20 protein-coding genes and 1 pseudogene are annotated in these 26,959 nt (G+C 64.6%); 8 read left to right on the forward strand and 13 right to left on the reverse strand.

Going from position 1 to position 26,959, the window contains the following annotated elements:
- Window positions 1-8 precede the first annotated feature (8 nt).
- Entirely contained in the window at window positions 9-452 is a 444-nt protein-coding gene (gene gspG, locus ACIQ3Q_RS00360) for a type II secretion system major pseudopilin GspG (protein ID WP_396266956.1), read from the reverse strand.
- Between the two features lie 162 nt (window positions 453-614).
- Here gspG and ACIQ3Q_RS00365 point away from each other — a divergent pair, with 162 nt between their 5' ends.
- Window positions 615-1,139, forward strand: coding sequence for a hypothetical protein (locus tag ACIQ3Q_RS00365; RefSeq protein ID WP_396266957.1), 525 nt, complete (start codon window positions 615-617; stop codon window positions 1,137-1,139).
- 12 nt (window positions 1,140-1,151) lie between these two features.
- Here the strand turns inward: ACIQ3Q_RS00365 and ACIQ3Q_RS00370 are convergent, their stop codons facing one another.
- The 7 genes from ACIQ3Q_RS00370 to ACIQ3Q_RS00400 all read right to left on the reverse strand — a co-directional run bounded on the left by ACIQ3Q_RS00370 (window position 1,152) and on the right by ACIQ3Q_RS00400 (window position 9,210).
- Window positions 1,152-1,844 carry a hypothetical protein gene (locus tag ACIQ3Q_RS00370; protein WP_396266958.1) on the reverse strand — a complete coding sequence of 231 codons (693 nt, stop codon included), beginning with the start codon at window positions 1,842-1,844 and terminating at the stop codon, window positions 1,152-1,154.
- Between the two features lie 91 nt (window positions 1,845-1,935).
- A complete protein-coding gene (locus ACIQ3Q_RS00375) occupies window positions 1,936-3,690 on the reverse strand; it encodes a M14 family metallopeptidase (protein WP_396266959.1) in 1,755 nt (584 codons plus the stop codon).
- A 152-nt stretch (window positions 3,691-3,842) separates the two neighbouring features.
- On the reverse strand, window positions 3,843-5,381 hold the full coding sequence (locus ACIQ3Q_RS00380) for a malonyl-CoA synthase (RefSeq protein WP_396266962.1): 1,539 nt from the start codon (window positions 5,379-5,381) through the stop codon (window positions 3,843-3,845).
- 27 nt (window positions 5,382-5,408) lie between these two features.
- The gene (locus ACIQ3Q_RS00385) at window positions 5,409-6,185 is read right to left on the reverse strand and encodes an enoyl-CoA hydratase/isomerase family protein (RefSeq protein WP_396266964.1); all 777 of its coding nucleotides are present in this window, start codon (window positions 6,183-6,185) and stop codon (window positions 5,409-5,411) included.
- Window positions 6,186-6,199: 14 nt separating this feature from the next.
- Entirely contained in the window at window positions 6,200-7,180 is a 981-nt protein-coding gene (locus ACIQ3Q_RS00390) for a Bug family tripartite tricarboxylate transporter substrate binding protein (RefSeq protein ID WP_396266965.1), read from the reverse strand.
- Between the two features lie 22 nt (window positions 7,181-7,202).
- The gene (locus ACIQ3Q_RS00395) at window positions 7,203-8,534 is read right to left on the reverse strand and encodes a malonyl-CoA decarboxylase (protein WP_396266966.1); all 1,332 of its coding nucleotides are present in this window, start codon (window positions 8,532-8,534) and stop codon (window positions 7,203-7,205) included.
- Window positions 8,524-9,210, reverse strand: a complete 687-nt coding sequence (locus ACIQ3Q_RS00400) for a GntR family transcriptional regulator (protein ID WP_396266967.1) — start codon at window positions 9,208-9,210, stop codon at window positions 8,524-8,526. Before ACIQ3Q_RS00400 ends, ACIQ3Q_RS00395 begins: the two co-directional genes overlap by 11 nt.
- 455 nt (window positions 9,211-9,665) lie before the next feature.
- On the opposite strand from ACIQ3Q_RS00400, the gene yiaA reads away from it, so the two are divergent.
- The 6 genes and pseudogenes from yiaA to ACIQ3Q_RS00430 form a co-directional block, all read left to right on the forward strand.
- A complete protein-coding gene (yiaA, locus tag ACIQ3Q_RS00405; RefSeq protein ID WP_396266968.1) occupies window positions 9,666-10,094 on the forward strand; it encodes an inner membrane protein YiaA in 429 nt (142 codons plus the stop codon).
- 103 nt (window positions 10,095-10,197) lie between these two features.
- Window positions 10,198-12,360, forward strand: a complete 2,163-nt coding sequence (locus ACIQ3Q_RS00410) for a 3-hydroxybutyrate oligomer hydrolase family protein (protein ID WP_396266969.1) — start codon at window positions 10,198-10,200, stop codon at window positions 12,358-12,360.
- A gap of 93 nt (window positions 12,361-12,453) precedes the next feature.
- Window positions 12,454-13,308 (forward strand): hypothetical protein, encoded by an 855-nt coding sequence (locus ACIQ3Q_RS00415; protein WP_396266970.1) that lies wholly within the window; start codon window positions 12,454-12,456, stop codon window positions 13,306-13,308.
- 399 nt (window positions 13,309-13,707) lie between these two features.
- Window positions 13,708-14,814 carry a protein adenylyltransferase Fic gene (gene fic / locus ACIQ3Q_RS00420; protein ID WP_396266971.1) on the forward strand — a complete coding sequence of 369 codons (1,107 nt, stop codon included), beginning with the start codon at window positions 13,708-13,710 and terminating at the stop codon, window positions 14,812-14,814.
- Between the two features lie 222 nt (window positions 14,815-15,036).
- Window positions 15,037-15,435 (forward strand): VOC family protein, encoded by a 399-nt coding sequence (locus ACIQ3Q_RS00425; protein WP_396266972.1) that lies wholly within the window; start codon window positions 15,037-15,039, stop codon window positions 15,433-15,435.
- Window positions 15,436-15,443: 8 nt separating this feature from the next.
- Window positions 15,444-16,442, forward strand: a pseudogene (locus ACIQ3Q_RS00430) (GNAT family N-acetyltransferase); the annotation flags it as partial.
- Between the two features lie 28 nt (window positions 16,443-16,470).
- On the opposite strand, the gene ACIQ3Q_RS00435 reads toward ACIQ3Q_RS00430, so the two are convergent.
- The 5 genes from ACIQ3Q_RS00435 to ACIQ3Q_RS00455 form a co-directional block, all read right to left on the reverse strand.
- Window positions 16,471-18,024, reverse strand: a complete 1,554-nt coding sequence (locus ACIQ3Q_RS00435; RefSeq protein ID WP_396266973.1) for a cryptochrome/photolyase family protein — start codon at window positions 18,022-18,024, stop codon at window positions 16,471-16,473.
- Window positions 18,021-18,179 carry a DUF2256 domain-containing protein gene (locus tag ACIQ3Q_RS00440; protein ID WP_396266974.1) on the reverse strand — a complete coding sequence of 53 codons (159 nt, stop codon included), beginning with the start codon at window positions 18,177-18,179 and terminating at the stop codon, window positions 18,021-18,023. The genes ACIQ3Q_RS00435 and ACIQ3Q_RS00440 overlap by 4 nt, the downstream gene beginning before the upstream one ends.
- A gap of 104 nt (window positions 18,180-18,283) precedes the next feature.
- Complete coding sequence (locus tag ACIQ3Q_RS00445) at window positions 18,284-19,876, reverse strand: deoxyribodipyrimidine photo-lyase/cryptochrome family protein (RefSeq protein ID WP_396266975.1); 1,593 nt, start codon at window positions 19,874-19,876, stop codon at window positions 18,284-18,286.
- A 9-nt stretch (window positions 19,877-19,885) separates the two neighbouring features.
- On the reverse strand, window positions 19,886-20,581 hold the full coding sequence (locus tag ACIQ3Q_RS00450; protein WP_396266976.1) for an SDR family NAD(P)-dependent oxidoreductase: 696 nt from the start codon (window positions 20,579-20,581) through the stop codon (window positions 19,886-19,888).
- 5 nt (window positions 20,582-20,586) lie between these two features.
- Window positions 20,587-21,147 carry a lipocalin family protein gene (locus ACIQ3Q_RS00455; RefSeq protein ID WP_396266977.1) on the reverse strand — a complete coding sequence of 187 codons (561 nt, stop codon included), beginning with the start codon at window positions 21,145-21,147 and terminating at the stop codon, window positions 20,587-20,589.
- A gap of 149 nt (window positions 21,148-21,296) precedes the next feature.
- Between ACIQ3Q_RS00455 and uvrA the strand changes: the two genes are divergently transcribed.
- On the forward strand, window positions 21,297-26,948 hold the full coding sequence (gene uvrA, locus ACIQ3Q_RS00460) for an excinuclease ABC subunit UvrA (protein ID WP_396266978.1): 5,652 nt from the start codon (window positions 21,297-21,299) through the stop codon (window positions 26,946-26,948).
- The last annotated feature ends 11 nt before the right edge of the window (window positions 26,949-26,959 follow it).

Here is a 26,959-nt window from a genome sequence, read left to right on the forward strand (position 1 = left end):
AAACCGGCTTACTGCCAAGAGCCAATATCGGCGTCTTTGCCTTCGCCACCGGGTTGGCCGTCGGCGCCATAGCTGAACACGTCGATCTCGGCATTCACGCCGGGGTTGGCGAATTGATAGGCACGGCCCCACGGGTCGGTGGGCAGCTTTTCCACATAGGGCTTCCAGTTGCCCGGAATGGGGCCGGCCGTGGGCTTGGCTTTCAGGGCCTCTAGGCCTTGCTCTGCGGTGGGGTAGCGTTGGTTGTCCAGCTTATAAAGCTTGAGCGCCTGCATCAGGTTGCCCACATCGGTCTTGGCGGCGGTCACGCGGGCATCGTCGGCGCGGTCCAGCACATTCGGCACGATCAAGGCGGCCAGCACGCCAATGATGACCAGCACCACCATCAACTCAATCAAGGTAAAGCCGCGCTGCACGGCATGGGCCAATCGGGTGGGGCGGAGGTCTCGCATGATGTTTTGGGGGGGTAAAGAGGTGAGTTCTTGCAGTGTGCCGCAGGTGGCTTCCATCATAATCGCCGCATGGCTTCTAGATTATTAAGCTTCGCTGTTTGGGCTCTGGTGTCAGCGAGCGCCTTGTTCTGGGGGGTGAAGCTCTTTGCTCAGGCGCCTTCGTTGCCCGATCAAGTTCAGCTCCCCACCCGCCCAGTGCTGCAGGTGGGCGATTTGGCTCGCCTGCTGGGGGCGTCGGCAGCGGATGATGATGGCGACGCTGAACCCGCGCCTGCGGGCAGCGAACGCTTTGCCCTGCTGGGGGTGGTGGCGCCTCGTGGCGCGGCTATGTCCTCTCAAGGTGTGGCGCTGATTGCCATTGACGGCCAACCGGCCAAAGCCTTCAAGACCGGCTCCGTGGTGGTGGATGACCTGACTCTGTTGGCTGTGGAAAAGCGCCTGGTGCGCTTAGGCCCCAAGGGCGGGCCGTCTTCCATGGAGTTGAGCCTGCCTGAACCTGAGCAGATGGCCGCAGCCGGAGCGGGCGGCGCCAACATGCCGATGGGTCGGCCCATGGGTATGCAAGGCGGTTTTCCTGGCCAACCGGGTGCTCAAGGTGTCCCTCGGCCGGGCCTGCCCCTGCAGCCTGGCCAAGTACCCGGCCAGCCGCAAGCGCAAGTCAATAGCGACGACGAAGAGGAAGAGTGAGCCGCCCGCCCATCATGGGCAGCGCAAAGGCAACTCGGGGGTGATTTCCCAGCCGTAAGGCCCGTCACGCAATTGCACTTGGCCTGAGGCTGCGCCGATGGGCGTGCAGGGTGAGCCACCGCGCTGCCACTGCCAAGCCACCCGTACCGCACCGCCATCGCCCCGCCAGCCTTTGAAACTCAGGCGCACACCGGCGGGCGGCTCATAGCGAAACGCCTGGGTCCATCGCAAAGCGGTGCGCAGCCAGAGCGTCACGCTGTTGGGGGCGACCACCACCACCAAGCGGCCCCCCGGGGCCGGCCAAGGTACATCGTCCGCAGCCATCGGGGGCTGGCCACTTTCGGCCACCAGCAGCAGCGCCTGGGGAGCGGCGGGGCCGACGGTGCGCACCAATTTCAGGTCGGTGATGCCCAACTCGCCCAGGTACACGTGCCGCAGCGCATGGGCAGGGTCACTCAGCGCATCGTCCAGCACCAGGGCTTTGCCGCGCCGCTGAAGCAGGGTCAGGCGTGGCCCTTGACGACTCACCTGGCCTTGCGGCGCGCGCGCCAAGACCTGGCCTTCGACCAGCGCATGACAAGCGTGGTCAGGCTTGGCCGGGCATTGCCTCAGCACGTCGGCCAGATTCTCGGCGCTCAGGCTCCAAGCTGCCTGAGCCCAGACCAGGCTGGTCATGCAGCACAGCGCTCGCGCACACCAGGGCATTCAGACTCCAGCTCAAAAAAAGGGCCGAACGATTCGCATCGTTCGGCCCCATTGTGGGTCAGAACGCCTTTCAGCGTTCAAGTCAGCGCGTTTACCGGATGACGAGGAAAGAGGCCGTGATTGGACCCCAGTTGCCAGCGGCATCCCTGCCGCGCACAAAGACCATGTGCTTGCCCTTGGCCAAGCCCGTGGTGCTGATCGAGCCGGTGGTGACCTCGGTGCTGGCATTGAAGCTGCCGTCCTTGGCACTCAGGGCCACGGGAGTGGCACCAGGCATCCAGGGCGGTGTGTCAATGTAGACCTCGGCCGCGGCAATGGGCTGCGTCGGCTCTGTTCCCTTGCGCGTGCTGTAGCGCGTATCCACAGCGGTGGCCGTCACGGTCACGGAGGTGCCTGCGATGACGCCTGTGGTGGCCGCCTTGTTGCTCAGCTTCAGCACGGTGATGTCCGGGCCGGCGGGCGTCAGATAGGGCGTACGCACCACTTTGGCGGCATACATCAGGGCGGGCAGGTTCTTGGGCTTGACCGTGCTCTCATAGCTGGTGCAGCTTTGGAAGAACGAAGTCCCCAACTCGAACGTGAAGGCCGCTACACCCAACTCACCGTAGGACACGCTGTCCGAGGTGCCGTCGGTGGCGTACAGACCAATCGACTGCTGCGGCATATAGCCGTTGAAGAAGGCGAACTTACGGCCCAAGGTCTGCAACGCCATGCCGTTCGGGGCTACTGTCCGGGTGTCACCCCAGGGCCACAGCACCAACTCGCTGTAGCTGTGGATGTCCAGATGGATGCCGCTGGTGTCGGCCGGGGCGGCGTCGGTTTTGGCAGGGCCACGGCGGTCGGGCCACAGGCTGCGCACATAGCCTTCAATGGCCTGGGTTTCAGGCTCGGAGCCTGCAGAGGGGCCACGGTAGGTTACGTCACAACCATTGCCGCTGGAGCCCGAGCCACCGGTGCTGTTCCAGCTGAAGGTGAAGTTGCGGTTCAGGTCGGCACCGCGGCTGTTGCTGGTGGCGCCACAATAGTTTTGGTTGGTGTTCTTGCGCCAGGACAGGCCGGTTTCGGCCTTTTTGCGGCCGTCCGGGTTGGTGTGCAGCATCAGGTGCACTTCATGGTGGTCAAGCACCCAGGTGGCGTCGGCATTGGTGCCGTAGCCCTCCACCAGTTGCCGGGCAAAGGCCAGGGTCAGTGCCGCCGTGGTGTATTCGCGAGCGTGGATGGCCGAGTTCACAAACAAGATCGGCTTGGCGGCGCCATTGGGGCCGGTGGTGTTCTTGTTGGTGAGCTTCAGCACCTTGATGTCGTAGCCACCCTGGCCCTGTGTCTTCTGCCAACTATCGCCAACATCCTTCCATTCGGCCAGGGTGGGGTAGGTGGTGGTAAAGCCCTGAGCGGCAGCAAAGGTTTCCTCCACGGTCTCATAGCAGGCATAGCCTGGGATGGACTGGATGCTCACATCGCCGGACGCCATGCGTTGCGCAGCGGCGCTGCCCAGCAGGCTGGGGGAGCCTGCGGCACGCAGGCGACTCAAGAAGTCATTGCGCTTGGCGATAAAGGCGGCGTCGCGCTCGATGCGGAAATTGAAGGTCTTGAGCTTGGCGATGTCTTCTGCATCCAACTGCATCACCAGGTAGCCGGCCTTCCAATGCGACTCCAGCATCTGGTTGTGGAAGGTGATCGCGGCTTTGCGGCCGGTGGCTTCATCCGGGAAGTGCACGCGGAAGATATTGTCTGCCGCCATTTCTTGCGACATCAGGTGATCGGTGTCACCGTGGGCCAAGGCCATTGTGGGGCTCAGGGCGAAGAAGGCGCTCAGCAAGGCGCTGAGCAAAACAGTTTTTTTCATGGGCGTCTCCAGCAGGTCGGGACCGAGGCCCCGTCTTGTGGGCGGGGCGGCTTTGGGTGGCCTACCGTCAAGGGTAGGCGCCGGCGGATTATGTTGGCCGCCACGCCTATGGCTATATCCCTAGGGACCGTGGCCCCCTAATCTCGCGGAGCTCAGGCCGTGAAAAGTGCCTTGTACTGCTCCCGCAGCAGGTTCTTTTGTACCTTGCCCATGGTGTTGCGGGGCAACTCGTCCAGTACAAACACCTTTTTCGGCACTTTGAAGTTGGCGATCTGAGATTTCAGGGCGGCCACGATGGCGGCGCTGTCCAGGGCCGCACCGGGCTTGGCAATCAGCACGGCCACCACGGCTTCGCCGAAGTCGGGGTGGGGCACGCCGATGACTGCGCTCTCCGCCACACCGGCCATGTCGTTGATAAAGCCTTCCACTTCCGCCGGGTAGACGTTGTAGCCGCCGGTGATGATCAGGTCTTTGCTGCGGCCGACGATGGTCACATAGCCCTGCGCATCTACCCGGCCCACATCGCCGGTCTTGAACCAACCATCGGCCGTGAACTCTTCTTTGGTCTTCTCAGGCATGCGCCAGTAGCCGCCAAAGACATTTGGGCCTTGGACCTGGATGCCGCCAATCTCACCGGCGGGCAGCGCTTGGCCCGCTTCGTCTTGCACCCGCAGGCCCACACCGGGCAGGGGGAAGCCGACCGTGCCGCCTTTGCGCGGGCCGTCTTGCTCGCGGTAGGGGTTGGAGGTGAGCATCACGGTTTCGCTCATGCCGTAACGCTCCAAAATGGTGTGGCCGGTGCGCTGCTGCCAGGCTTGGAAGGTCTCGATCAACAAGGGCGCCGAGCCGCTGATGAAGAGCCGCATCTTGGCGCAGGAGGTCTTGTTCAAGCCCTTCTCGCCCAACAAGCGCACGTAGAGGGTGGGCACGCCCATGAACACGCTGGCTTCCGGCAGGCGGGCCAGCACGGCCTTGGGGTCGTACTTGGCAAACCAAATCATCTTGGCCCCGGCCAGCAAGGCCCCGTGCGACGCCACAAACAGGCCATGCACATGGAAGATAGGCAGGGCATGGATCAGCACATCGTCACCGCGCCAGCCCCAGTAGTCTTTGAGCACCTGGGCGTTGGACAAGAGGTTGCGGTGGCTGAGCATCGCGCCCTTGCTGCGCCCGGTGGTGCCGCTGGTGTAGAGGATGGCCGCCAGGTCGTCCGCTTGCTTCACGGCCGGGGTGTGAGTGTCAGCGTGGAAGCTGGCGCGGTCCAGCAAGGTGCCGCCGCGCTGCTCATCCAGGGTGTAGACATGCTGCGTGCCGGCCTTGAAGGCCAGGCGGCTGATCCAGGTGAAGTTGTGCGGCGAGCACACCACCACGGCGGGTTCGGCATTGCCGATGAAGTACTCGATCTCAGCGGCCTGGTAGGCAGTATTGAGCGGCAAGAACACATGGCCGGCGCGCAGCACGGCCAGATACAGCATCAAGGCTTCGACGCTCTTTTCTGTTTGCACGGCAATGCGGCTGCCAGCGGGCAGGCCCAGCGAGTCCAGCAGATTGGCCATGCGTGCCGTGGCGCGTTCCAGGTCGCCCCAGGTGTAGTAAAGCGGGGCGCCTGGGCCATCGCCGGTTTCAATCGCGGTGGTGTTCAGGTCTTTGGGGAAAGCGGCGCGCAGGGCGCAAAACAGATTGGCGTTCATGTCAGTTCAGCCTACTCAAATAAGCGGTTAGAAGCGCGCCGGGCGCTTCTCGTTGAAAGCGGCCAAGCCCTCGCGGTGCTCGGCACTGGGGGCATAGGCAAAGTGGGGCTCGCGGTCGGCACGGGTGCTGGGCTCGCCGTGGGCAAAGCGGCGCAAGGCGCGCTTGTTCAGCCGCATGGCTTGGGGCGAGAGCGCGGCCATAGACTGGGCGCTGCGCAGGGCCTCGGCGGCCACGGCGTCGTCGGCCACCACGCGGGTGACCAGCCCTTTGCTCTGCGCTTCGGCGGCACTCAGCACGCGGGCTTCGAGCAGCAACTCGCGCAGCACGGTGGCACCCACCACGCGGGCCACGATCTCGATCTCGGCCGGCGCCATGGGAAAGCCCAGCTTGGCAATCGGCACGCCAAAGCGGCTGCTGGTGCCGCACAGGCGCAAGTCGCAGCAAGCCGCAATCTCTAAGCCGCCGCCCACACAGGCACCGTCGATCTGGGCGATCAGTGGCACATCGCAGTCGGCCAAGGCCCACAAGGCGGGGGCGACGATGTCCTCATGAAAGTGCGCCAGCGTGGCCGGGTCGAACCGGAACTGCGGGAACTCTTCGATGTCGCCGCCCGCCACAAACGTACCGCCTTCGCCGCAGACGATGACCACCCGGGTGAGGGCGTCTTGCTGCAGCGATTGGGCGGCGTCGCGCAACTGGCGCCACATCTGCACATCCAGCGCATTGAGCTTGCCTGGGTTGGAGAGGGTGAGGCGACGAATGCCTTGCGCATCCACCGCACTCAGGGTGACCGAACCAGCCATGCCTTCTCCGTTGCTCAGTCCAGCTTGGCGCCCGACGCCTTGACCACGGTGGCCCAGCGCTTGATTTCGCTGCCCACAAACTTGCCGAAGTCATCGCCCCACAGGTTGGGCGTGCTGGTGCCTAAGCCCGTCCAGGTGGTCTTCAACTCGTCCGAGTTCAAGGCCTTTTTCAGCTCGGCCTGCATTTGGGCGATCACCTCCTTGGGCGTGCCTTTGGGCGCCCACAGGCCATACCAGGTGGCCACTTGGTAGGTGGGCACGCCACCTTCGGCCGCAGTGGGCACATCGGGGAAGCCGGGGGCGCGTTTCTCGCTGCCCACGGCAATGGCCTTGATCCGGCCGTTCTTGATGTGGGTAGCCGAAGAGCCCAGGCCGTCGAACATCACATCGACCTGGCCGCCGATCAGGTCTTGCAGCGCCGGGCCTGCACCCCGATAGGGGATGTGGGTGATGAAGGTCTGGGTCTGCAGCTTGAACAGCTCGCCCGCCAAGTGGTGCGAAGTGCCATTGCCCGCCGAGCCGTAGTTCAGCTTGCCCGGGTTCTTGCGCACGTAGTCCAAAAAGCCTTTCAGGTCGGTGGCCGGCACGCGCTGCGGGTTGACCACAATCACCTGGGGCACGCTGGAGATCAGGCCCACCGGGATGAAGTCGGACTCGATGTTGTAGTCCAGCTTGGGGTACATGGAGGGCGCAATCGCATGGTGCACGGCGCCCATGAAAAAGGTGTAGCCGTCAGGAGCTGCTTTGGCCGCCAAAGAAGCGCCCAGCGTGCCGCCTGCGCCGCCTTTGTTGTCGATGATCACCTGCTTGCCCATCTGCTTACTCAGCACGGCGGTCAGCGGGCGCGCAAAGGCGTCGGTGCCACCACCGGCGGGGAAGGGTACGACAAACGTAACGGGCTTGTTGGGCCAGGCTTGCGCTTGGGCCAGTGCGGCCATGCTCAGGCCAGCGGCCGCAAGCAAGGCACGGCGGGTGAAGGCAAGGGTCTTGGTCATGGTGTCTCCGGTGTGGTCGTTGTTACAGCAAGCGGCTCACCGCACGGGCATGAGCCACCTCACCTTGGGTGAAGGCTTGATGGCGCGCTTCGATGTGCGCGAGATCGTACAAATAGTTGACCATCATCCCGGCCGCTTGTGCGCGGCCGCGGGCTGATAGGTTTCCCTGGGGGTTGATGCGTTCGAGCCGGGCGCCGTTGTCCAGATGAAAGCGCGCCACCGGGTCGCCGTGAGCTTGGGGGCTGATGTGCACCAGATAGTGAGCACACAGGCGGTGCAGCGCGTCTTGCAGATCGGCCGGCATGGTTGGCCCTGTGTCGGACTGGGTCAGTCGCGAGAGCTGGCCGTCACAGGCCTCTTGCACCCGATGATGGGCTTGGCGCAGCCGCTGGGCCAAAGATTTGCCCAGTGGCGCCACGCTCTCGTCCAAGCGGCCTTGTTGCAGCCAGCCCATGAAGCCAGGAATGGGCGACAGCGTGCAAAAGGTCTTGAGCTGAGGCAACTCGCGTTGCAACTCCTGCGCTACGCGCTTGATCAAGAAATTGCCCAGCGACACCCCGCGCAAGCCCGGCTGGCAGTTGCTGATGGAGTAGAAGGTGGCCACCTTGAACTGCGAGGGCGCCAGCGTAGGGCAGGCCTTTTCAATCAGCGGTGCTATGGCGCCAGGCATTTCTGGCAGCAGGGCTACTTCTACAAAGATGAGCGGCTCGTCCGGCAACTGCGGGTGGAAGAAGGCAAAGCAGCGGCGGTCGGGTTGCAGGCGGCGGCGCAGGTCGTCCCAGCCGTCGATCTCGTGCACGGCTTCGTGGCGGATCACTTGCTCCAAAAGCTGCGCCGGGGTGTTCCAGTCCACCCGCACCAGTTGCAAAAAGCCGGGGTTGAACCAGCTCGACAGCAGGTGCAGTAAGTCGGCTTCTACCGCTTGCAACTCTGGGTGCTTGGGCAGCAGCTTGAGCAGGCGTTGGCGCAGGCGCACGATGGCGGCCGTGCCGCCCGGCGCTTTGTTCAGGCGTCGCAGCAGCTCTTGGCGCGGCGGCTCGGCCGCCTCAGACAGGGCCATCAAGTTCGACGCTGTGGCGCTGTCCGCGTAGGCTTGGGCTCGCGTCAGCACTTCTGCAGGGTTGGGGTTGAAGTCCTCAGCCAGCGCTTGGAAAAAGGCCGGAGCCTGCTCGTCCGCCAAGCTGCTCAAGCGCTGCAACAAGCCTTGCGCCAAGGCCACACCGTTGGCCACGCCCTGCTCGGAAAGCAGGCGGTGGCACTCACGCAAGAGGGCCGTTAGCGCTCGGTCTCGGCCCCGGGCGCTGGGGTGTTGCGGCGACAGGCGCCGCGCCATACGGGTGAGTTCAGGCAGCATGAGACGCGCCCTTTGCTTCCAAGCGTTGCAGGGCTTTCAGGGCCGCCCATTGGGCCATCAGGTGGTCGTGCATGGCGCGCTCGGCGCGCGGGGCGTCGCCCTGCACGATGGCGTCCAGCAGCACGCGGTGTTCATTGATCGAGGCCTCCATGCGGCCGGGCAAGGCCAATTGGCGACCGCGCCACAAGCGCAGGAATTTGCGCAGATCGCCACACACCCGGTCCAGCCATCGGTTGGCCGCCAGAGCTTGCACCTGGCTGTGGAAGACGTGGTTGGCGGCGTAGTAGCCTTCGCGGTCGTTGGCGGCGGCGTGTTGCTCCAGCACTTGATGCAGGCGCTTCAGCTCAGCCAGGTCCGCCGCAGTGGCGCGTGCAGTGGCCTCGTGGGCGCAGCGGCCTTCCAGCATGGCCATCACGGGGAACAGCTGCTCGGCATCAGCGTCAGTCAGCTCCATCACTCGGCAGCCGCGCCGGGGCACCAACTCGACCAAACCCTCTGCGGCCAAGACCTTGAGCGCTTCGCGCAGGGGCGTACGGCTGATCTGCCAGGCGCTGGCCAGGGCCAGCTCGTCGATCCAAGCGCCAGGCTCCAGATGGCGCTCGAAGACCATGGCGCGCAGCCGGTCGGCCACGGAGTCATGCAGAGAAGTGCCGCGCAGGGGTGAAGTCAGAGACATGAGCGAAGAATAATTCTGTAATTACAGAATTACAGACGGGTTTTCCCGGGGTGTTAGCGCCGCATGCTCCGGCGCGCGCGCAGGCGGCGACAAAGGTACTGAGCAAGTCCTAAACACAAAACTTCAGGGTTGCCACCCCCCTAAGCGGGAATTGCTACAAATTGTGGAGTCGGCATAGCATCCGCCCATCACCACAAAAATGAGCCGGGGAGGCAGACCATGGTGAATTTAACGACAGGGTTGCTGATCCTGTTTTGGCTGACGGTGATTGCCACCTTGGCTTGGATTTTTGTCACTGCAGCTCGCTCATCGATACAGCCTCAAGCAGTGTTGCTGCCCAAGGGGCGGTCTGCTGAGCCTGACACAATTGCGCCTGCTCCTGAGATGGGAGCCAGTGGTCATGTGCGCTTGCGCGCTGGCTGGTCACTGCAAACAGCACGATTTGAGGAGCACGCATGAAACCCACACTCTCACGGCCGACCTCGGCATTTGTCGGCGCCTCCTGGGCCGCCTTGCTTATAGGCGCAGTGGTCTATCTGATGGGCCTCTGGAACGCCAATGCCATGCAGCTCAATGAGAAGGGCTATTACTTCACCTTGCTGATGTTCGGGCTGTTTGCGGCGGTGTCGCTGCAAAAGTCGGTGCGTGATCGGCTTGAAGGCATCCCCGTCACCAGCATGTACTTCAGCCTGTGCTGGGTGGCGTTGATCATGGCACTGAGCCTGCTGACGGTGGGTCTCTGGAACGCCACGCTCAACAGCAGCGAGAAGGGCTTTTACGCCATGTCGTTTTTGCTGAGCTTGTTCGGCGCTGTGGCCGTGCAGAAAAACGTGCGCGACCTCGCCTTGTTCAAAGACCCCGTCGACACAGCTGCTGAAGCTTGAGCCTCTGTTTGTTCAGGCATTTCGGGCATTCCCCTGGGCCTGAGGCCACGAAAACGTAGCAACATGGTCCCCTATCAGCCAACGTTGGCTTTAAGGAGGAACCATGTCTAGCTCATCGCATCGCCGCCTTCCACACACGCTTCAGCAGCCTTTGCTGCGCTTCGCCTGCTTGGCGGCGCTATTCGCCCAAACCGTGCCAGCCTTAGCGGCCAGCACGCCAAGCACGCCGTGGCGTGGGCCGATTGCCATGGCCAACTACGATGGCATCAGCAACGACCTGCTCACCGCCGGCTTGGGAAAAACCGGCCTGATGGGCGCGGCCCCGGCCTATGCCAACCCGCTGGCTCCCACCGCGGCTGAGCTGCGCCGCAACGCCATCTACACCAACTATCGCGCCCTGGTGGACATTACCGCTCTGGGTGGCATGGGCGTGCTCTACGGTCCCAACATCGACACCCAGGGTGCGGACACCTTGGGCGAAGGCAAGATCGCAGGCACCGAGTACATCGTCTGGGCCGATGACGGCAGCGGCGCCCAAAACGTCACGCTGATGGTGCAGGTGCCCACCAGCTTCAACCCGGCCAAGCCCTGCATCATCACCGGCACCTCCTCGGGCTCGCGCGGTATCTATGGCGCCATCGCCACTTCTGGCGAATGGGGCTTGAAGCGCGGCTGCGCCGTGGCCTACACCGACAAAGGCAGCGGTAACGGCTTTCATGACCTGATGACCGGTGCCGTCACCGCCCGCGACGGTACCTTGCTGAGCGCCGCCACCGCTGGCACCGAGGCGCAGTTCAAAGCGGCGGTCAGCGCAGAGGACCTGGCCGCCTTCAATGCGGCCACGCCCAACCGTGTGGCCTACAAGCATGCGCACTCGCAGCAAATGCCCGATAGAGCCTGGGGCCGCAACACGCTAGACGCCGTGCGCTTTGCTCTGCATGTGCTCAACACTTATCACACGCCGGTGGCCTTGCCCAAGAGTGCAAGCAAGCCCTTCTACCGCACCAACAACACGGTGGTGATCGCGTCCAGCGTGTCCAACGGTGGTGGCGCTGCACTCTCGGCGTTGGAGCAAGACACCGAGCGGCTGATCGACGGCGTCGCCGTCAGCGAGCCCAATGCTCAGCCGCATGGCACGCCCGAACTGGTGATCCAGCAAGGCGAGCAGGTCGTGGCCCGCCATAGCCGCGCCCTGCTGGACTACTTCACCCATGCCAATGTCTATCAAGCCTGTGCGGTGCTCTCGCCGCAAGCGGGCATTGGCGTCAGCCCGTTGTTCTGGCCCGCCGCCTACACAGCCAGTGCCGAGGCCCGCTGCAATGCCCTGGCTGCCAAGGGCTTGATCCAAGGTGAAACGCTGACCGACAAAGCCAATGCTGCGCTCTCCTACATGCGGGCCTTTGGCGGGCAGGTGGAGAGCGACTTCTTACTGGCCTCGCACTTCCGCTTCGCCACCAATGCCATCGCGGTGACCTACACCAATGCCTGGGGCCGATTCAGCGTGACCGACAGCGTCTGCGGCTACAGCTTTGCCAACACCGACGCCACCGGCGCTGTGGTGCCGCAGTTTGCTGCGGTGCAGGCGGGCTTGTTTGCCAGCGGTAACGGCGTGCCGCCGACCAGCGGTATCAACGTGGTCTGGAATTCGTCCGTGGGCGGTGCCAAGCTGGACTTCCTGGCCACTTCGCCTTCCAGCGGCACGGCGGACTTTGCCCTGGACGGTGCGCTGTGCCTGCGCAGCCTGGTGACGGGCCGCGACCCGGTCACCCGCCAGCCTTTGACGGGCCTGCTCAAGACCCAGAGCGACCGGGTGCGGGCGGGCTTGTCGGAGGTGCGCCAAACGGCCAAGTTGAGGGGCCGCCCGGTGATGATCGTGGCGGGCCGCAATGATGCACTGCTGCCCGTCAACCACACCGCACGGGCCTACTACGGCCGCCATTTGCTCAAAGACGGCAAGCCTAGCCAAGCCAGCTACGTGGAGGTGACGAATGCCCAGCACTTCGACAGCTTCATCTCCTTTGGCCCCCTGCTGGGCTATGACACCCGCTATGTGCCGCTGCATGTGTACTTCAACCGCGCCATGGACGCCGTGTGGGCCCGCCTGACCGAGGGCACGCCACTGCCGCCCAGCCAGGTGGTGCGCACCACGCCGCGCGCCAGCAGCGCAACCCCGCTCACGGCCGCCAACGTGCCCACGCTGGCCGTCAGCCCCGCAGCGGGCGACCTGATCCTGCGTGAAGGCAACACCCTGCGCATCCCAGACTGAGTGAACCCCACCGCCCTGAGCCCCCACCTCACCTCTCGCCAAGAGAGGCTGAGTGGGTTCTTTGCGGGTTGAGGGGGCGGGCAGAATGCGCCCATGAGCGCTCTCCGCACCGCTGCGCCAGGCAGTGGCACTACCACCTTGAACCCCATACTTCCCATCGGTGATGTGCTCTCTGTAGATGCAGAGGGCTTTCTCATCAACCCTTGCCGCCGCGACCTGATTGCGCCGCCGTGGTCAGACGCAGTCACGGCCGTCGTGGAGGCCTATCGCGCCCATTTCGGCGCGCGCTTGCACAGCGTCTATGTGCGCGGGTCGGTGGCCAAGGGGACGGCCATGCTGGATGTGTCAGACATCGACACGTTTACTGTGCTGCACGGTGAACCCGAGGACGCAGACAGGTCTTGGGCCGAGTCTTTGCACGCCCGCTTGGCACAAGACTTTCCGTTTCAAACCGGCGTCGAGTTGGCGATGGTGTCTCTCCGCACAGTGCGCGAAGACACAGCGGCATGGGTTTGGCCTTTTCTGATCAAGACCCAATCCGTTTGCGTGTGGGGCCAAGACTTGGCCTCCACTTTGCCCGGCTTCAAACCAGGCCCTGCCTTGGCGGGCCATGCGCTGACCCTGGCAAGCGACCTGCAAGAGTTCCGGGCGCACTGCCCTGAGGCAGGTGATGCCCGAGACGGCCAAGACTGGTGCCAATGGATCATGAAGCGCGTGGTCCGCACTGGCTTTGAGTTGACCATGGCGCGAGAGAGAACCTATACCCGCGACCTCTACCCCTGCTATGCCGCCTTTGCTCGCCACTATCCTGAGCATGCGCTGCAGATGCGGCAGGCACTGCAGTGGGCGATTGAGCCCATCCACGACAAGAAGATGCTGACCCAGTTTCTCGACGACTTTGGCCCCTGGCTGGAGGCTGAGCTTGCTATGGTGTTCCCATCGCGTTGACCCATTGAATATGTGCCTTGCTGAGCTTGGTGCCGAATCAGGTGGTGCCAAGGTCTTGAGGGCAGTCGAAGGGGTGAATCCCCGATTCGCATCGCATCTACTCGCGACCATGCCGACAGCTGTATAGCTTCTTGTCGGACTATCCGGGCATCCGACATGCAGGCAAGCCCGTCGGCAAGCTCCGTGGCATGGAGACTCGCGATTTGCCCGCGCTGTCCATCATGCTGATGGGCTACTCGCTTTACCCGACAACGGCGCTGGAGACCCAGCTCGCGTCGTTGATGGAGCCATGAGAATAGAACGTGTCGCAAAAATTGAAGAATGACTACGCGTTGGCGTGACATGTCGCTGGCGACGACATAAGATGAACACCTGTCGTTAAAACCAGAAAATGCCACCATGACATGGGTGCCCGAACAACCCTACAACGCCTTGCCGCCCCTGCCACCCATGCTGGAGCTGGAAACGCGCGCGGTGTTGAAGGCCTGTATCCCGGCACGGGCGGCCTTGGCGGCGATGAATCAGGCGGCCGCCCTGATGCCCAACCCGGCCATGCTGGTGAACACCCTGCCCATGCTGGAAGCGCGGGACAGTTCGGAGATCGAGAACATCGTCACCACGGCCGACCGGCTGTTCCAGTACGCAGATGCTGCCGATCAACAGGCCGACCCGGCCACCAAGGAAGCGCTGCGTTACCGGGGTGCCCTGTACTGGGGTGCGGCCTCGCTGACCCAGCGCCCCTTGTCCACGGCCACGGCGGTGGAGGTGTGCCGGCGAATCAAGGCGGTGGCCTTGGATGTGCGGCGCACACCCGGCACGCAACTGGTCAACGACCGCACGGGCGAGGTGGTCTACACCCCGCCACAAGGTGAGGCTCGGCTGCGTGAACTGCTGGCCAACTGGGAAGCCTTCCTGCACAACGCCCGCGACATCGACCCGCTGGTGCGCATGGCAGCGGCGCACTACCAGTTCGAAGCCATCCACCCCTTTGTGGACGGCAATGGCCGTACCGGCCGAGTACTGAATCTGTTGTTCCTCGTGCAGGAGGGCCTACTGGACCTACCCATCCTGTACTTGAGTCGCGCCATCCTGCGCCGCAAGGCGGACTACTACCGGCTGCTGCGCGAGGTGACCCAGACCGCCGCATGGGAGCCGTGGGTGGTGTTCATGCTGCAGGGTGTGGAAGAAACCGCGCAGTGGACCACCGCCAAGATTCTGGCCATCAAGCAACTGGCGGATCACACGGCCCTGCATGTGCGCCAGCGCCTGCCCAAGCTGTACAGCCGGGAATTGGTCGATGTGATTTTCGAGCAACCTTATTGCCGCATCGCCAATTTGGTAGACCGTGGCATTGCCCAGCGTCAGGCGGCATCACGCTACCTGCATGCGTTGGCCGAACTGGGTGTGCTGGAAGAAAAAGTACTGGGCAAGGAAAAGCTCTTCGTCCACCCTCGCCTGCTGCGGCTGCTGGGGAACGAAGCACACGACTACGAACGATACGAATAGCGTGGGCCGACCACGGCACGGGCCTGCAGATGCATGCATCAGGGGAAACAAACAACGAGCAACTTCGCGTTCCTGCAGGCCGAATGGGGCATCCTCCATGAAGCCGCGCACCGTGCGCAGTAGGCCGAGAGCCTCCTCAAGCAATCGGGCATCTCGCAGTGCCGCTGGCCCGAGCCTAGGTGGTTTCTATACCACGCAGACTAAAGTCATACGTTAAATCGCATGAAGTCCATCTCGCCGCCAACCGTTGTTGCAATCATGGTGCATGTGTCCGATCCCAAGGTCGGCCTTGCTTGGTATGAACGCGCCTTTCCGGGTGCGAAGCGACATCATGTCGCCGAGTTCGATGTCGAGTACCTCATGGTGGGGGCTGTATGCATTGAGGTCGTGCCAGCCGATGTCAAGGTATCTTCTGGAGCGGCTGGCTCGGTGGTGTACTGGCAGGTCGAATCCCTCCCTGTTGCGCTGGCCCGTATGCAAAGCTTGGGCGCCACCTTGTATCGTGGCCCCATGCAGATAGAAGGTGGCCTTTACATGTGCCAGGTACGTGACCCTTGGGGAAACTGTATCGGTCTACGCGGCCCCGGCGATGCATCCAGTGAATCCTTAGATTCGAACTGACGGCCTCCATGCGAATCCTCATCACCGGCGCCTCGGGCAGTGGCACCACCACCTTGGGCACAGCCTTGGCAAAGGCCTTGTCCGCGCGTCATCTGGATGGTGATGACTGCTATTGGTTGCCCACCACACCTCCTTTTGTGAGCAAACGGCCAGCCTCTGAACGGCTGGATAGGGTCAGAGAGGCCTTGAGTGGCCCTGGCCCTGTGGTGATGAGCGGCTCGGTGGTCGGCTGGGGTGCGGAGGTCGAAGACGCCTTCGATTTGGTGGTGTTCTTGACCTTGCCCACTGCGCTGCGCATTGAACGTTTGCGACAGCGCGAGACAGCGCGGTTCGGCCACGCAGACCCGGCCTTTCTGGCCTGGGCGGCAGCCTATGACACAGGCCCTTCTGAGGGGCGCAGCTTGGCTAAACATCTTGCGTGGCTGGAAACCCGCACTTGCCCGGTGCTGCGATTGGAGGGCGATCAGTCGGTTGAGGCGCGGCTCGGGCGGGTGCTGGAGGCATTGGAGCTAAGAGGTGGAGCAGGCAAGCCTGCGCAGGTCGCCGCCGCCTCAGTCCAAAGTCGCCCGGAGGTCCATATTCGCTTGGCCGACCCTACGGATGCGCCAGAGATTTCTGCGCTGGTTTGTGGGCTCGCCGATGCGCTCTTGGTGGACCCTCAGGGGGACGACGCGGTGGCCTTCTATCAGAGCATGGAGCCGGCAGCGTTTGCGCAAGTCATGGCCCGTTCAGACCGCTTTTACATGCTGGCCGAGGTGGAGGACGAGGTGCGCGGCATGCTCATGGTGAAAGACCTGAGCTACATCGGCCAGTTCTTTGTGCATGCCGCCAGCCAAGGCAGAGGGATCGGCAGTGCCTTGTGGGCGGCAGCCCTGGCGCATGCTCAAACCCTTCGTGGCGAAGAAGGTGAGTTCACTGTGTACTCCAGCTTGGGTGCAGAGCCTGTCTATCGCCGGTTTGGCTTTGTGCCGATGGGGCCTGCCACTGTCATCAGTGGTTTTCGTTGTGTGCCGATGAGCCGACCTGCCCAAGCCCCTACAGCTCGCTCAGACCCGCCCGCAGCCTTTCAGCCCGCTCCGAAATCGCCACCCGCTCCTCCGCCCCAAACTTCTCCCACTGCCGCAGCACCATGCTCAAGCGCGGATTGTGGGCAAACCGCTCGCGGTGCTGCTCAAAAAAGTCCCAATACAGCGCGTTGAAGGGGCAGGCTTTGTCGCCGGTGCGGGCTTGGCGCTGGTAGGCGCAGCCTTGGCAGTAGTCGCTCATGCGGTGGATGTAGGCGGCGCTGGCGACATAGGGCTTGGTGGCCAGCAGGCCGCCGTCGGCAAACTGGCTCATGCCCACGGTGTTGGGCAGCTCCACCCACTCGAAGGCGTCGATGTAGATGCCCAGGTACCACTGGTGCACGGCCGCAGGGTCTATGCCCGCGAGCAGGCAGAAGTTGCCGATCACCATCAGGCGCTGGATGTGGTGGGCGTAGGCGGTTTCTAGCGACTGGCTGATGGCGATGCGCAGGCAGCGCATCTGGGTGTGGCCGGTCCAAAACCAGTCGGGCAGGGCGGTGTGGTGGCCCAGGGCGTTGCGCTGCTCGTAGCCCGGCATGTGGGCCCAGTAGAGGCCGCGCACAAACTCGCGCCAGCCCAGCACTTGGCGGATGAAACCTTCGGTGGCGGCCAGGGGGGCGGCCCCGGCGCGCCACGCGGCTTCGGCGGCTTGCACCACCTCGCGCGGGTTCATCATTTTGGTGTTGAGCGCGAAGGACAGCAGGGAATGAAAGAGCCTCGGGCTCTGGCTGCTCATGGCGTCTTCATAGTCGCCAAAGTGGGGCAGGGTGTGGGTGATGAAGGCCTGCAGTTGGGCCAGGGCTTCGGTGCGGTTCAGGGGCCAGCGCAGGGCCTCGGCCTGGGCCTGGCCCAGGGTCTGCACACCGGCTTGCACCACGGTCTGCCACAGCGCACTGTGGTCGTGGTTGGGGCGGCTGTCGGGCGGCGGGCTGGGGTGGCCGGGCCAGGGTTTGCGGTTGTCGTGGTCAAAGTTCCAGCGGCCGCCCTCGGGCTGGCGCTGGGCATCCAACAGCACGCCGTGCCGCTGTCGCATCTGGCGGTAGAAGGTCTCCATCAGCCAGCGCTGGCGGCCTTTGAACAGTGCGGACACGTCCTCACGTTCGGTGTAAAAGTGCTCGCTGCTGACCATGGCGCTGGTGTGCGTTTGTGCTGCGCACCAGGCCTTGAGTTGGGCGTCCAGCCGCCATTCATCCGGGGCCTGATACTCAAAGTGGCTGGCGGCGTAGGCCTGCATCAGCGCGGCCAGGTTGTCGGGCAGGGTCTGGCGGTTGCTGGGGTCGTCCAGGGCCACATAGCGAACGCGGTGGCCTGCGGTGCGCAGCTGCTGGGCAAAGTCGCGCATGGCAGCCAAGATGGCCAGCACTTTTTGCGCGTGGTGGCGCACATAGTCGGTCTCTTGGCGCACTTCCATCAGCACATAGACCACGCCCGCATCGACCTGCTCGAACCACGAGTGCAAGGGGTTGAGCTGGTCGCCCAGCACCAAGCGCAGGGTGTGGGCGGGGTTGGGGCGGCGCGGGCTCATGGCTGCGGCTCGGTGCTGCGGCGGGCTCGGCGGCAGCGCTCAGAGCAGAACTTCACTTCGGCCCACACCTGCGCCCACTTTTTACGCCAGACCATGGGCAGGCCGCAGTGGGCGCAGGGCTTTTGCGGCAAATCAGCCTTCTTCCTCATGCTCATGTTCATTCCACTTCTAAATCATCCGTGTCGTTGTTGCTTCGCCTCGCCGTGCTACTGCACTGTCTTCGGCTTCGCGCCTGGACCCGAATGATTTGGAAGCGTAGTCATAGATCTAGGGTCTGTTGAGTCGGCTCCGCAGGCGACGGGCTGCTTTTGCTGCGACGGCGGCGGGTGCCTGGCGCGGCGTCTAGGCGGTCGCGCAGCGGGCCGCGCGAGCCGTGTTTGTCGACGATGGCGCTGCGTGCTGCACGCACGGCGGGCTGGGCCCGCAAGGCATGCACGCGGGCTTTGGCCTCGCGGGTGGCTTGGGCCAGGTCGACCAGCGGCACGGGGATGTCCACGCCCACGCGCACGCCGCAGTGGGCTTGCACGGCCTCTGGCATGCGCCAGGGCTCTAGCAGCCAGGTGTCGGGCACGCGGCGCAGGGCAGGTAGCCAGCGCCGCACAAAGTGGCCGTGGGGGTCGTGGTCTTGCGCTTGCTTGATGGGGTTGTAGACGCGCGTGGTGTTGATGCCGGTGGTGCCGGCCTGCATTTGCATTTGGCTCCAGTGGATGCCGGGTTCGTAATCCAAGAACTCGCGCGCCAGCCACAGGCCGACGGGGCGCCAGTGCAGCCACAGCGGGTAGCTGGCCACCGACACCAGCATTGCCCGCATCCGAAAGTTCAGCCAGCCGGTATGGTGCAGCATGGCCACGCAGGCATCCACCAGGGGCCAGCCGGTGCGGCCGTTCATCAGCGCGTGCAAGCGTGCGGGGTCGGCCTGCTCCTCGCGCAGGCCGTCATAGCCTCGGTGCAGGTTGCGCCATTCCAGCTCCGGCTCAGACTCCAATTTTTGGATGAAGTGGCAATGCCAGTGCAGCCGGCTGATGAAGCCCTGCAAACCGCGCTGCTGGCGCTGGGCCCGGGCGGCCTCTGGTCCGCTGGTCAGCGCTAGTTGGGTCATGCGCCGGTGCGTGGCTTGCACCACCTCGCGCATGCCCAGGCAGCCCTGCGCCAAATAGGGCGAGAGGCGCGAGCAAGCGCTGGGAGCAGACAGGGGCGAGGAGATGCCGCCGCGATATTCACCACAGCGATCACTTAAAAATTCAGTTAAGACCTTGAGCGCCTCTCGCCGCCCGCCCAACTGTCGCGCAGGCGGCAGAGTGGGGGCCAGGCCCAAGGCTTCGGGCGCGGGCCAAGCGCTGCTGCCCCAGGGCAGGCCAGGGCCGCGCAAGCTGCCGGGTGCGGGGGCGGGCAAAGTGGGCTGGCCCATATGCTGTTGCCAGCGGGCGGCCCAGGTGTTGCGGTCTCGAAGTGCGCGCACCACCCCGTGCTGGGGCATCTCATGCCAGGCCACGCCCATGGCGCGGCACCAGCGGGCCACGGCGCGGTCTCGGGCGTAGGTGAAGGCATTGCCGGTTTCTTCATGCGCATACAAAGCGCTGAAGGGCTGCGCAGCACGCAGCCGGCCCAGCACCTCCACCACGTCGCCCACGGCCACTTGCAGGCTGACGCCGCAGCGTGCCAACTGGCGGCTCAAGTCCATCACAGACTCTTGCCAAAACACATGGTGCTGCAGGGCCGCGTCCTCTTGGGCCCAGAGTTCAGGCTCCACCACCGCCAGGCACAGCACCGGGCCTTGGGCGGCAGCCTGCAGCAAGGGGGCGTGGTCGTGCACCCGCAGGTCGCGCTTGAACCACACCACGCTGTAGCTCATGGCGCAGCCTCACCAGGGCAGGGCCTGGCCGTCATAGGCGAAGAAGCCGCCGGATTGCTCAGGCCGCAGGCCATCCAGCACCGCCAGCATGTCGGCCACGGCGGCTGTGGCCGGGCGGCCGATCTCACCGCCCTTGAAGGGGGCCGAGAGGCCCGAGCTGACGGTGCCGGGGTGCACCGCCACCAGCACGGCCTGGGGCTGGCTGCGTTGCACCTCAATGGCGGCCGTCTTGACGAGCATGTTCAGCGCCGCCTTGGACGCGCGGTAGCTGTACCAGCCGCCCAGCCGGTTGTCGCCAATGCTGCCGACCTTGGCCGAGAGCAGGGCCATCACACCGCGCTCGCGGCACAGCAGCGGCGCAAAGTGCGCCAGCACCAGGCCGGGGCCGAAAGTGTTGATGCGAAACACCTCGCTCATCTGGCGGTAGTTCAGTTGGGCCAGGCGCTTTTCAGGCATGCCCGCTGCGGTGTGCAGCACACCGGCCGCATGCACGATGAGATGAATAGGCCCTTGGGCTTGAAGCCGCTGCGCGGCCCGGGCCACGCTGGCTTCGTCGTCCAGGTCCAGCGCGGGCTCAGAGCGCCGGTGCAGGCCGATGACCTGGCCGCAGCGGGGGTCGGCTTGCAGGGCCGCCACAAAGGCGCTGCCAATAGCTCCGCTGGCGCCGATGACGAGGGCTCGGTAGCCGTCGGGTAAGGACTTCATGGCGCTCAGGGCTTGGGGTCTTGCCTATCGTGGCTGACCCAGATCAGCGCCTCGGGCGCAATGCCCAGGGCTTTGATGCGGTTGGTCAGGTCTTGCTTGAGCGCAGGGCTGATGCGCGGGTCGCGCGTCAAGATCCAGGCATAGCTGCGGTCCGGCCCCACCACGATGGACCAGCGGTAGTCCGGGTCCAGGGCGGCCACGTGGTAGCCGCCGTAGAAGGGGCCAAAGAACGAAACCTTCAAAGAGCCCGTGGTGGGCGCGCCGATGAAGACAGCCCGGCCTTCGGCCTCGCGCCAGCCGCCTTTGGCTGCGTCAAAGCCCCGGTTTAGCACCCGCACGCTGCCGTCGGGCTGGGGGGTATAGGTGGCGCTGACGTCCGTCATGCCGCGCTCAAAACTGTGGTCCAGCCGGGCCGCTTCATGCCAGCGGCCTTGGTAGCGCGCCAACTCAAACGGCGTGACTGCCGCAATGCCTTCGGGCGGGGTGGTGGAGGCACAACCCACCAGCCAGAGGGCCGACGCCAGGGCCCACAGGGTTGAGAGGCGTTTGAGCAGCGTGTTGGGCATATTGAACTGTGCAGTCACAAAATAAACCACATAGTATCAGTAGCTTGTCAAGCTTGCTGGCAGGGGCCAAAGGGAATCCGGCCAGCCCGTGGCGAAGGCCTGCAGGAACGTGTCAACATAGCAAGTTCCACTCCGCCAAAACCCCTGCTATGTCCTCTGGCCTGATCTGTATACGTGGTGCTCGTCAGCACAACCTGAAGAACCTGGACCTGGACATCCGCACGGGTGAGATGACCGTGGTCACCGGCCCCAGCGGCTCGGGCAAGTCTAGCCTGGTGTTTGACACCCTGTATGCCGAGGGCCAGCGGCGCTATGTCGAGACCTTCTCGGCCTATGCGCGGCAGTTCTTGGACCGCATGGACCGCCCGGCGGTGGACAAGGTGGACGGCGTGCCCCCGGCGATTGCCATCGACCAGACCAACCCGGTGCGCACCAGCCGCTCCACCGTGGGCACGATGACGGAGCTGAACGACCACCTCAAGCTGCTGTTTGCGCGGGCGGCACAGTTGTTTGATCAGAAAACCGCCTTGCCGGTGCGGCATGACACGCCGGAAACCATTTATGCGGATCTGCAGGCGCGTGCTTCAGAAGCGCAAGATCCGCGTTTGATCTTCACCTTTGCGGTGGAGCTGCCCGCCAACACCACGGCCGAGCAATTGGAGCAATGGCTGCAGGCCAGCGGCTTTGCGCGGGTGCAGGCTGAGCGCGTGGTGGGGGACAAAAAAGTGCTGGACGTGGTGGCGGATCGCTTCCGCCTTGGCAATGCCGAGCGCGTGCGGGTGATGGAGGCCATTGAGCTGTGCCTGAAGCGCGGCCAGGGCCGCCTCACCGTCTATGCCTTGGGTGAAGGCGATGCCACCGATCTCTGGCGTTACTCCACCGGCCTGCACTGCCCCGAGAGCGACCTGCGCTACGGCGAGCCGCAACCCGCCTTGTTCAGCTTCAACTCGGCCTATGGCGCCTGCGAGACCTGCCGGGGCTTTGGCCGGGTGATCGGGGTGGACTTTGGCCTGGTGATCCCCGACGCGCGCAAGACCCTGCGCAACGGCGCCATCAAGCCCCTGCAAACCCCGGCCTGGAAGGAGTGCCAGGACGACCTGGTGAAGTACGCGGGCGAGGCCGGCATTCCGCGCGATACGCCTTGGGCCCAGCTCACGGCCGCCCAGCGCGAGTGGGTGCTGGAAGGCTCGCCCAACTGGACAGGCAACTGGAACAAGCAGTGGTACGGCGTGCGCCGCTTCTTCGAGTACCTGGAGAGCAAGGCCTACAAGATGCACATCCGGGTGCTGCTGTCCAAGTACCGCAGCTACACGCCCTGTGGCAGTTGTGGCGGGGCACGGCTCAAGCTCGAAGCCTTGCTGTGGCGCTTGGGCTCCAAAGCCAATGCCGACGCGGTGCTGCCGCCCGAGCAGCGCAAGCTGCCGCTGGGCGCCACCTGGACTGCGGAGCAGTTGCAGGCCTTGCCCGGCTTGAACCTGCACGACTTGATGCTGCTGCCCATCAGCCGCCTGCGTCGCTTCTTCGATGAATTGACGCTGCCCGATGTGTTGCGCGACGAGGCCCTGAAGTTGTTGTTAGAAGAGGTGCGCACCCGCATCAAATACCTCTGCGACGTGGGCCTGGGCTATCTGACACTGGACCGCCAAAGCCGCACCCTGAGCGGCGGCGAGGTGCAGCGCATCAACCTGACCACGGCCTTGGGCACCTCGCTGGTCAACACCTTGTTTGTGCTGGACGAGCCCAGCATTGGCCTGCACCCGCGCGACATGAGCCGCATCGTGCAGGCCATGCACCGCCTGCGCGATGCCGGCAATACCTTGGTGGTGGTGGAGCACGACCCGGCCGTGATGCTGGCCGGCGACCGCCTGATCGACATGGGCCCAGGCCCGGGCGAGAAGGGCGGCCAGATTGTGTTTGACGGCAGCCCCGAAGCTGCCCGCGATGCCGACACCCTGACCGGCGCCTACCTGGGCGCGCGCAAGGTGGTGGGTTTGGGTTTCAAGCGCTTTGTCGATGAGGCCACGCCCAAGCTGATCTTGCAGGGCGCGCGCCAAAACAACCTGCGCAACTTGAACGTGGCCTTCCCGCTGCAGCGGCTGACGGTGGTGACGGGCGTGTCCGGCTCGGGCAAGAGCACCTTGGTGCAAGACGTGCTGGTGCCCGCGCTGTTCCGCCACTTTGGTCATGCCACCGAAACGCCGGGCAGCTTTGACCAATTGCTGGGTGCCGACCACCTGGCGGATGCGGTGTTTGTGGACCAAAGCCCGATTGGCAAGACGGCCCGCTCCAACCCGGCCAGCTATGTGGGCGCGTTTGACGAGATCCGCAAGCTCTTTGCCGTGGCACCGCTGGCCCAAGAGCGCAACTACACGGCCGGCATGTTCAGCTTCAATGCGGGCGATGGCCGCTGCCCCACCTGCGGGGGCTCGGGCTTTGAGCATGTGGAGATGCAGTTCCTCTCCGACGTCTACCTGCGCTGCCCCGACTGCGACGGCCGCCGCTATCGGGCGGAGCTGCTGGAGGTCAAGATCGAGCGCGGGGATCGCAGCCTGTCTATCGCCGATGTGTTGGACCTGACGGTCTCTGAAGCGGTGAAGGCCTTTGCGGCCGACCGCGAAGTGCTGCGCACCCTGCAACCCATTGTGGATGTGGGCCTGGACTATGTGCGCCTGGGGCAGCCCGTGCCCACGCTGTCGGGCGGTGAAGCCCAGCGGCTGAAGCTGGCCGGCTTCTTGGCCGAGGCGGCAGCTTGGCCGCGCCAAGCCGTGGCCAAGAAGGGCGTGCTCTATGTGTTTGACGAGCCCACCACCGGCCTGCACTTTGACGACATTGCCAAGTTGATGCGCGCGCTGCGCAAGCTGCTGGAGGCGGGGCATTCGCTGCTGGTGATTGAGCACAACCTGGACGTGATCCGCGCGGCTGACTGGCTGATCGACCTGGGGCCTGAGGGCGGTGACGAAGGCGGCGCCCTGGTGGCTGAAGGCACGCCCGAGGCCATGCGCGAGCACCCCACCTCGCACACCGGCAAGGCGCTGCGAGAGTACGACGGCGCACTCCACGCGGCCGAGAAAACGCCGGAGGGCGCCTACCTGGGCGCCGTGGTGCGCGAGCGTGCGGTGGCCGACGACGCGATCCGCATCGTCAACGCCCGCGAGCACAACCTCAAAGCCCTGAACGTGGACATCCCGCGCGGCAAGTTCACGGTGGTCACGGGCGTGTCGGGGTCGGGCAAATCGACCTTGGCGTTTGACATCCTGTTCAACGAGGGCCAGCGCCGCTATCTGGAAAGCCTGAACGCCTATGCCCGCTCCATCGTGCAGCCGGCTGGGCGGCCCGAGGTGGACGCGGTCTGGGGCATCCCGCCCACGGTGGCCATTGAGCAGAGGCTCTCACGCGGGGGCCGCAAGAGCACGGTGGCTACCACCACCGAGGTCTGGCACTTCTTGCGCCTGCTCTGGGTCAAGCTGGGCCTGCAACACTGCGTGCATGACGGCGCACCCGTGCGCCCGCAGTCGGTGGAGAGCATTGCGGCGCAGATCCTGCGCGACCACAAAGGCCAGCACATCGGCTTGCTCGCACCCCTGGTGGTCAACCGCAAGGGCCTCTACACCGACCTGGCCAAATGGGCCAAGGGCAAGGGCTACACGCATTTGCGCGTGGATGGCGAGTTCACCGCGGTGGCGCCTTGGCCCAAGCTGGACCGCTTCAAGGAGCACACGCTGGAGCTGCCCGTGGGCGACCTGCAAGTGCGCTCCGAGAACGAGGCCGAGTTGCGCCATCTGCTGGCACTGGCGCTGGATGTGGGCAAGGGCGTGATGCACCTGCTCTCGCCGCTGGATGGCTTGGCGGGCAAGCTGGCCGCAGGGGCCAGCACGGCGGGCTTGGGCGAGGTCAAGGTCTTCTCCACCAAGCGGGCCTGCCCGCAGTGCGGCACCAGCTACCCCGAGCTGGACCCGCGCATGTTCAGCTACAACTCCAAGCACGGTTGGTGTGGCACCTGCGTGGGCACCGGCTTGGCGCTGACGCGGGAACAACGCAAGGCCTTTGACGACAGCGTGCGCGACGACGACAACAAAGGTCGGGAACAAAGCTTTGCGGCCGAAGAGCCCGAAGTCGAAGGCATTGCCGGCGAACCCTGCCCCGACTGCCACGGCGCCCGCCTGAACCCTGCGGCGCGGGGCGTGAGCTTCAATGGCAAAGGCATCCATGAAGTGGCGGCCTGGTCGGTGCAAGAAGCCCGCGCCTGGGTGGCGTCTCTTCACTTGGAAGGCCGAGACGCGGGCATTGCGCGGGATGTGATCACCGAGATCCAAGGGCGCTTGGAGTTCCTCGAAGAAGTGGGCCTGAGCTATTTGACGCTGGACCGCGCCGCGCCCACCTTGTCGGGTGGCGAGGCGCAGCGCATCCGCCTGGCCGCGCAGTTGGGCAGCAATTTGCAGGGCGTTTGCTATGTGCTGGACGAGCCCACCATTGGCTTGCATGCGCGTGACAACACCATCTTGCTCAAGGCCTTGCAGCGCCTGAGCGACCAGGGCAACACCCTGGTGGTGGTGGAGCACGACGAAGACACCATTCGCCGTGCCGACCATCTCATCGACATTGGCCCCGGCGCGGGCCGCCGGGGTGGCGAAGTGGTGGCCCAAGGCAGCCCCGTCGAAGTGGCCGCCAACCCTGCGTCGCTGACCGGGCGCTTCTTGCAGCATCCGCTCAAACACCCTTTGCATGCACGGCGCGAGGTGAGCACCGAGACGCCGGCCATGCAACTCAGCGGCGCCCACTTGCACAACCTGCAGCAGGTGGACGTGGCCGTGCCGCTGCAACGCCTGGTCGTGGTGACGGGCGTGTCGGGCTCGGGCAAATCGACCTTGGCGCGGGATGTGCTGCTGGCCAATGTGGCCGCGTTGGTGGCGGCCAAGGGCCGCAAGCCGGACGAGAGCGCCGCAGCCTCGGTGCTGCTGAGCGGCTGCAGCAGCCTGACGGGCTGGGGCACGGTGGACCGGGTGCTGGAGGTGGACCAAACGCCGATTGGCAAAACTCCGCGCTCTTGCCCCGCCACCTACATCGGGTTTTGGGACACCATCCGCAAGCTCTTCACCGAAACCCTGGAGGCCAAGGCCCGGGGTTACACGGCCGCGCGCTTCTCCTTCAACACCGGCCAGGGCCGCTGCCCGGCCTGCGAGGGGCAAGGCATGCGCACCATCGAGATGAGCTTTTTGCCCGATGTGAAAGTGCCTTGCGATGTCTGCCACGGCCAGCGCTTCAATGCCGAGACTCTGGCCGTCACCTGGCGTGGCAAAAGCATTGGCGACGTGCTGAACATGGAGGTGGACGAGGCGGTGGACTTCTTTGCCTCCATGCCCACCATCGCCCACCCGCTGCAATTGCTCAAGGACGTGGGCCTGGGTTATTTGACGCTGGGCCAGCCCAGCCCCACGCTGAGTGGCGGCGAGGCGCAACGCATTAAATTAGTGACCGAACTCTCCAAGGTGAGGGACGACATCACAAGGCGCGGCCAGAAGCCGCCGCACACGCTTTATGTGCTGGACGAGCCCACCGTGGGCCTGCACATGGCCGACGTGGAGCGGCTCATCCATGTGCTGCACCGCTTGGTCGATGGCGGCCACAGCGTGGTGGTGATCGAGCATGATTTAGACGTGATCGCCGAGGCCGACTGGGTACTGGACCTGGGGCCCGAGGGTGGCACCGGCGGTGGCCGGGTGGTGTGCGCGGGCACGCCTGAGACCTTGGTGAAGCTGGGCACCCACACGGGCGTGGCGTTGAAGCCAGTGCTGGCGCGTTGAACCTAGATCCG

Source organism: Ideonella sp., assembly GCF_044358605.1.
Taxonomy (GTDB): domain Bacteria; phylum Pseudomonadota; class Gammaproteobacteria; order Burkholderiales; family Burkholderiaceae_C; genus Ideonella.

Coding starts and splice junctions, on each gene's coding strand:
- uvrA (WP_396266978.1), top strand. CDS start 21,297: ATGTCCTCTGGCCTGATCTGTATACGTGGTGCTCGTCAGCACAACCTG.
- ACIQ3Q_RS00380 (WP_396266962.1), bottom strand. CDS start 5,381: ATGAACGCCAATCTGTTTTGCGCCCTGCGCGCCGCTTTCCCCAAAGAC.
- fic (WP_396266971.1), top strand. CDS start 13,708: ATGACATGGGTGCCCGAACAACCCTACAACGCCTTGCCGCCCCTGCCA.
- ACIQ3Q_RS00370 (WP_396266958.1), bottom strand. CDS start 1,844: ATGCCCTGGTGTGCGCGAGCGCTGTGCTGCATGACCAGCCTGGTCTGG.
- ACIQ3Q_RS00445 (WP_396266975.1), bottom strand. CDS start 19,876: ATGAGCTACAGCGTGGTGTGGTTCAAGCGCGACCTGCGGGTGCACGAC.
- ACIQ3Q_RS00390 (WP_396266965.1), bottom strand. CDS start 7,180: ATGACCAAGACCCTTGCCTTCACCCGCCGTGCCTTGCTTGCGGCCGCT.
- ACIQ3Q_RS00395 (WP_396266966.1), bottom strand. CDS start 8,534: ATGCTGCCTGAACTCACCCGTATGGCGCGGCGCCTGTCGCCGCAACAC.
- ACIQ3Q_RS00440 (WP_396266974.1), bottom strand. CDS start 18,179: ATGAGCATGAGGAAGAAGGCTGATTTGCCGCAAAAGCCCTGCGCCCAC.
- ACIQ3Q_RS00375 (WP_396266959.1), bottom strand. CDS start 3,690: ATGAAAAAAACTGTTTTGCTCAGCGCCTTGCTGAGCGCCTTCTTCGCC.
- gspG (WP_396266956.1), bottom strand. CDS start 452: ATGCGAGACCTCCGCCCCACCCGATTGGCCCATGCCGTGCAGCGCGGC.
- ACIQ3Q_RS00385 (WP_396266964.1), bottom strand. CDS start 6,185: ATGGCTGGTTCGGTCACCCTGAGTGCGGTGGATGCGCAAGGCATTCGT.
- ACIQ3Q_RS00455 (WP_396266977.1), bottom strand. CDS start 21,147: ATGCCCAACACGCTGCTCAAACGCCTCTCAACCCTGTGGGCCCTGGCG.
- yiaA (WP_396266968.1), top strand. CDS start 9,666: ATGAAACCCACACTCTCACGGCCGACCTCGGCATTTGTCGGCGCCTCC.
- ACIQ3Q_RS00450 (WP_396266976.1), bottom strand. CDS start 20,581: ATGAAGTCCTTACCCGACGGCTACCGAGCCCTCGTCATCGGCGCCAGC.
- ACIQ3Q_RS00425 (WP_396266972.1), top strand. CDS start 15,037: ATGAAGTCCATCTCGCCGCCAACCGTTGTTGCAATCATGGTGCATGTG.
- ACIQ3Q_RS00435 (WP_396266973.1), bottom strand. CDS start 18,024: ATGAGCCCGCGCCGCCCCAACCCCGCCCACACCCTGCGCTTGGTGCTG.
- ACIQ3Q_RS00400 (WP_396266967.1), bottom strand. CDS start 9,210: ATGTCTCTGACTTCACCCCTGCGCGGCACTTCTCTGCATGACTCCGTG.
- ACIQ3Q_RS00410 (WP_396266969.1), top strand. CDS start 10,198: ATGTCTAGCTCATCGCATCGCCGCCTTCCACACACGCTTCAGCAGCCT.
- ACIQ3Q_RS00415 (WP_396266970.1), top strand. CDS start 12,454: ATGAGCGCTCTCCGCACCGCTGCGCCAGGCAGTGGCACTACCACCTTG.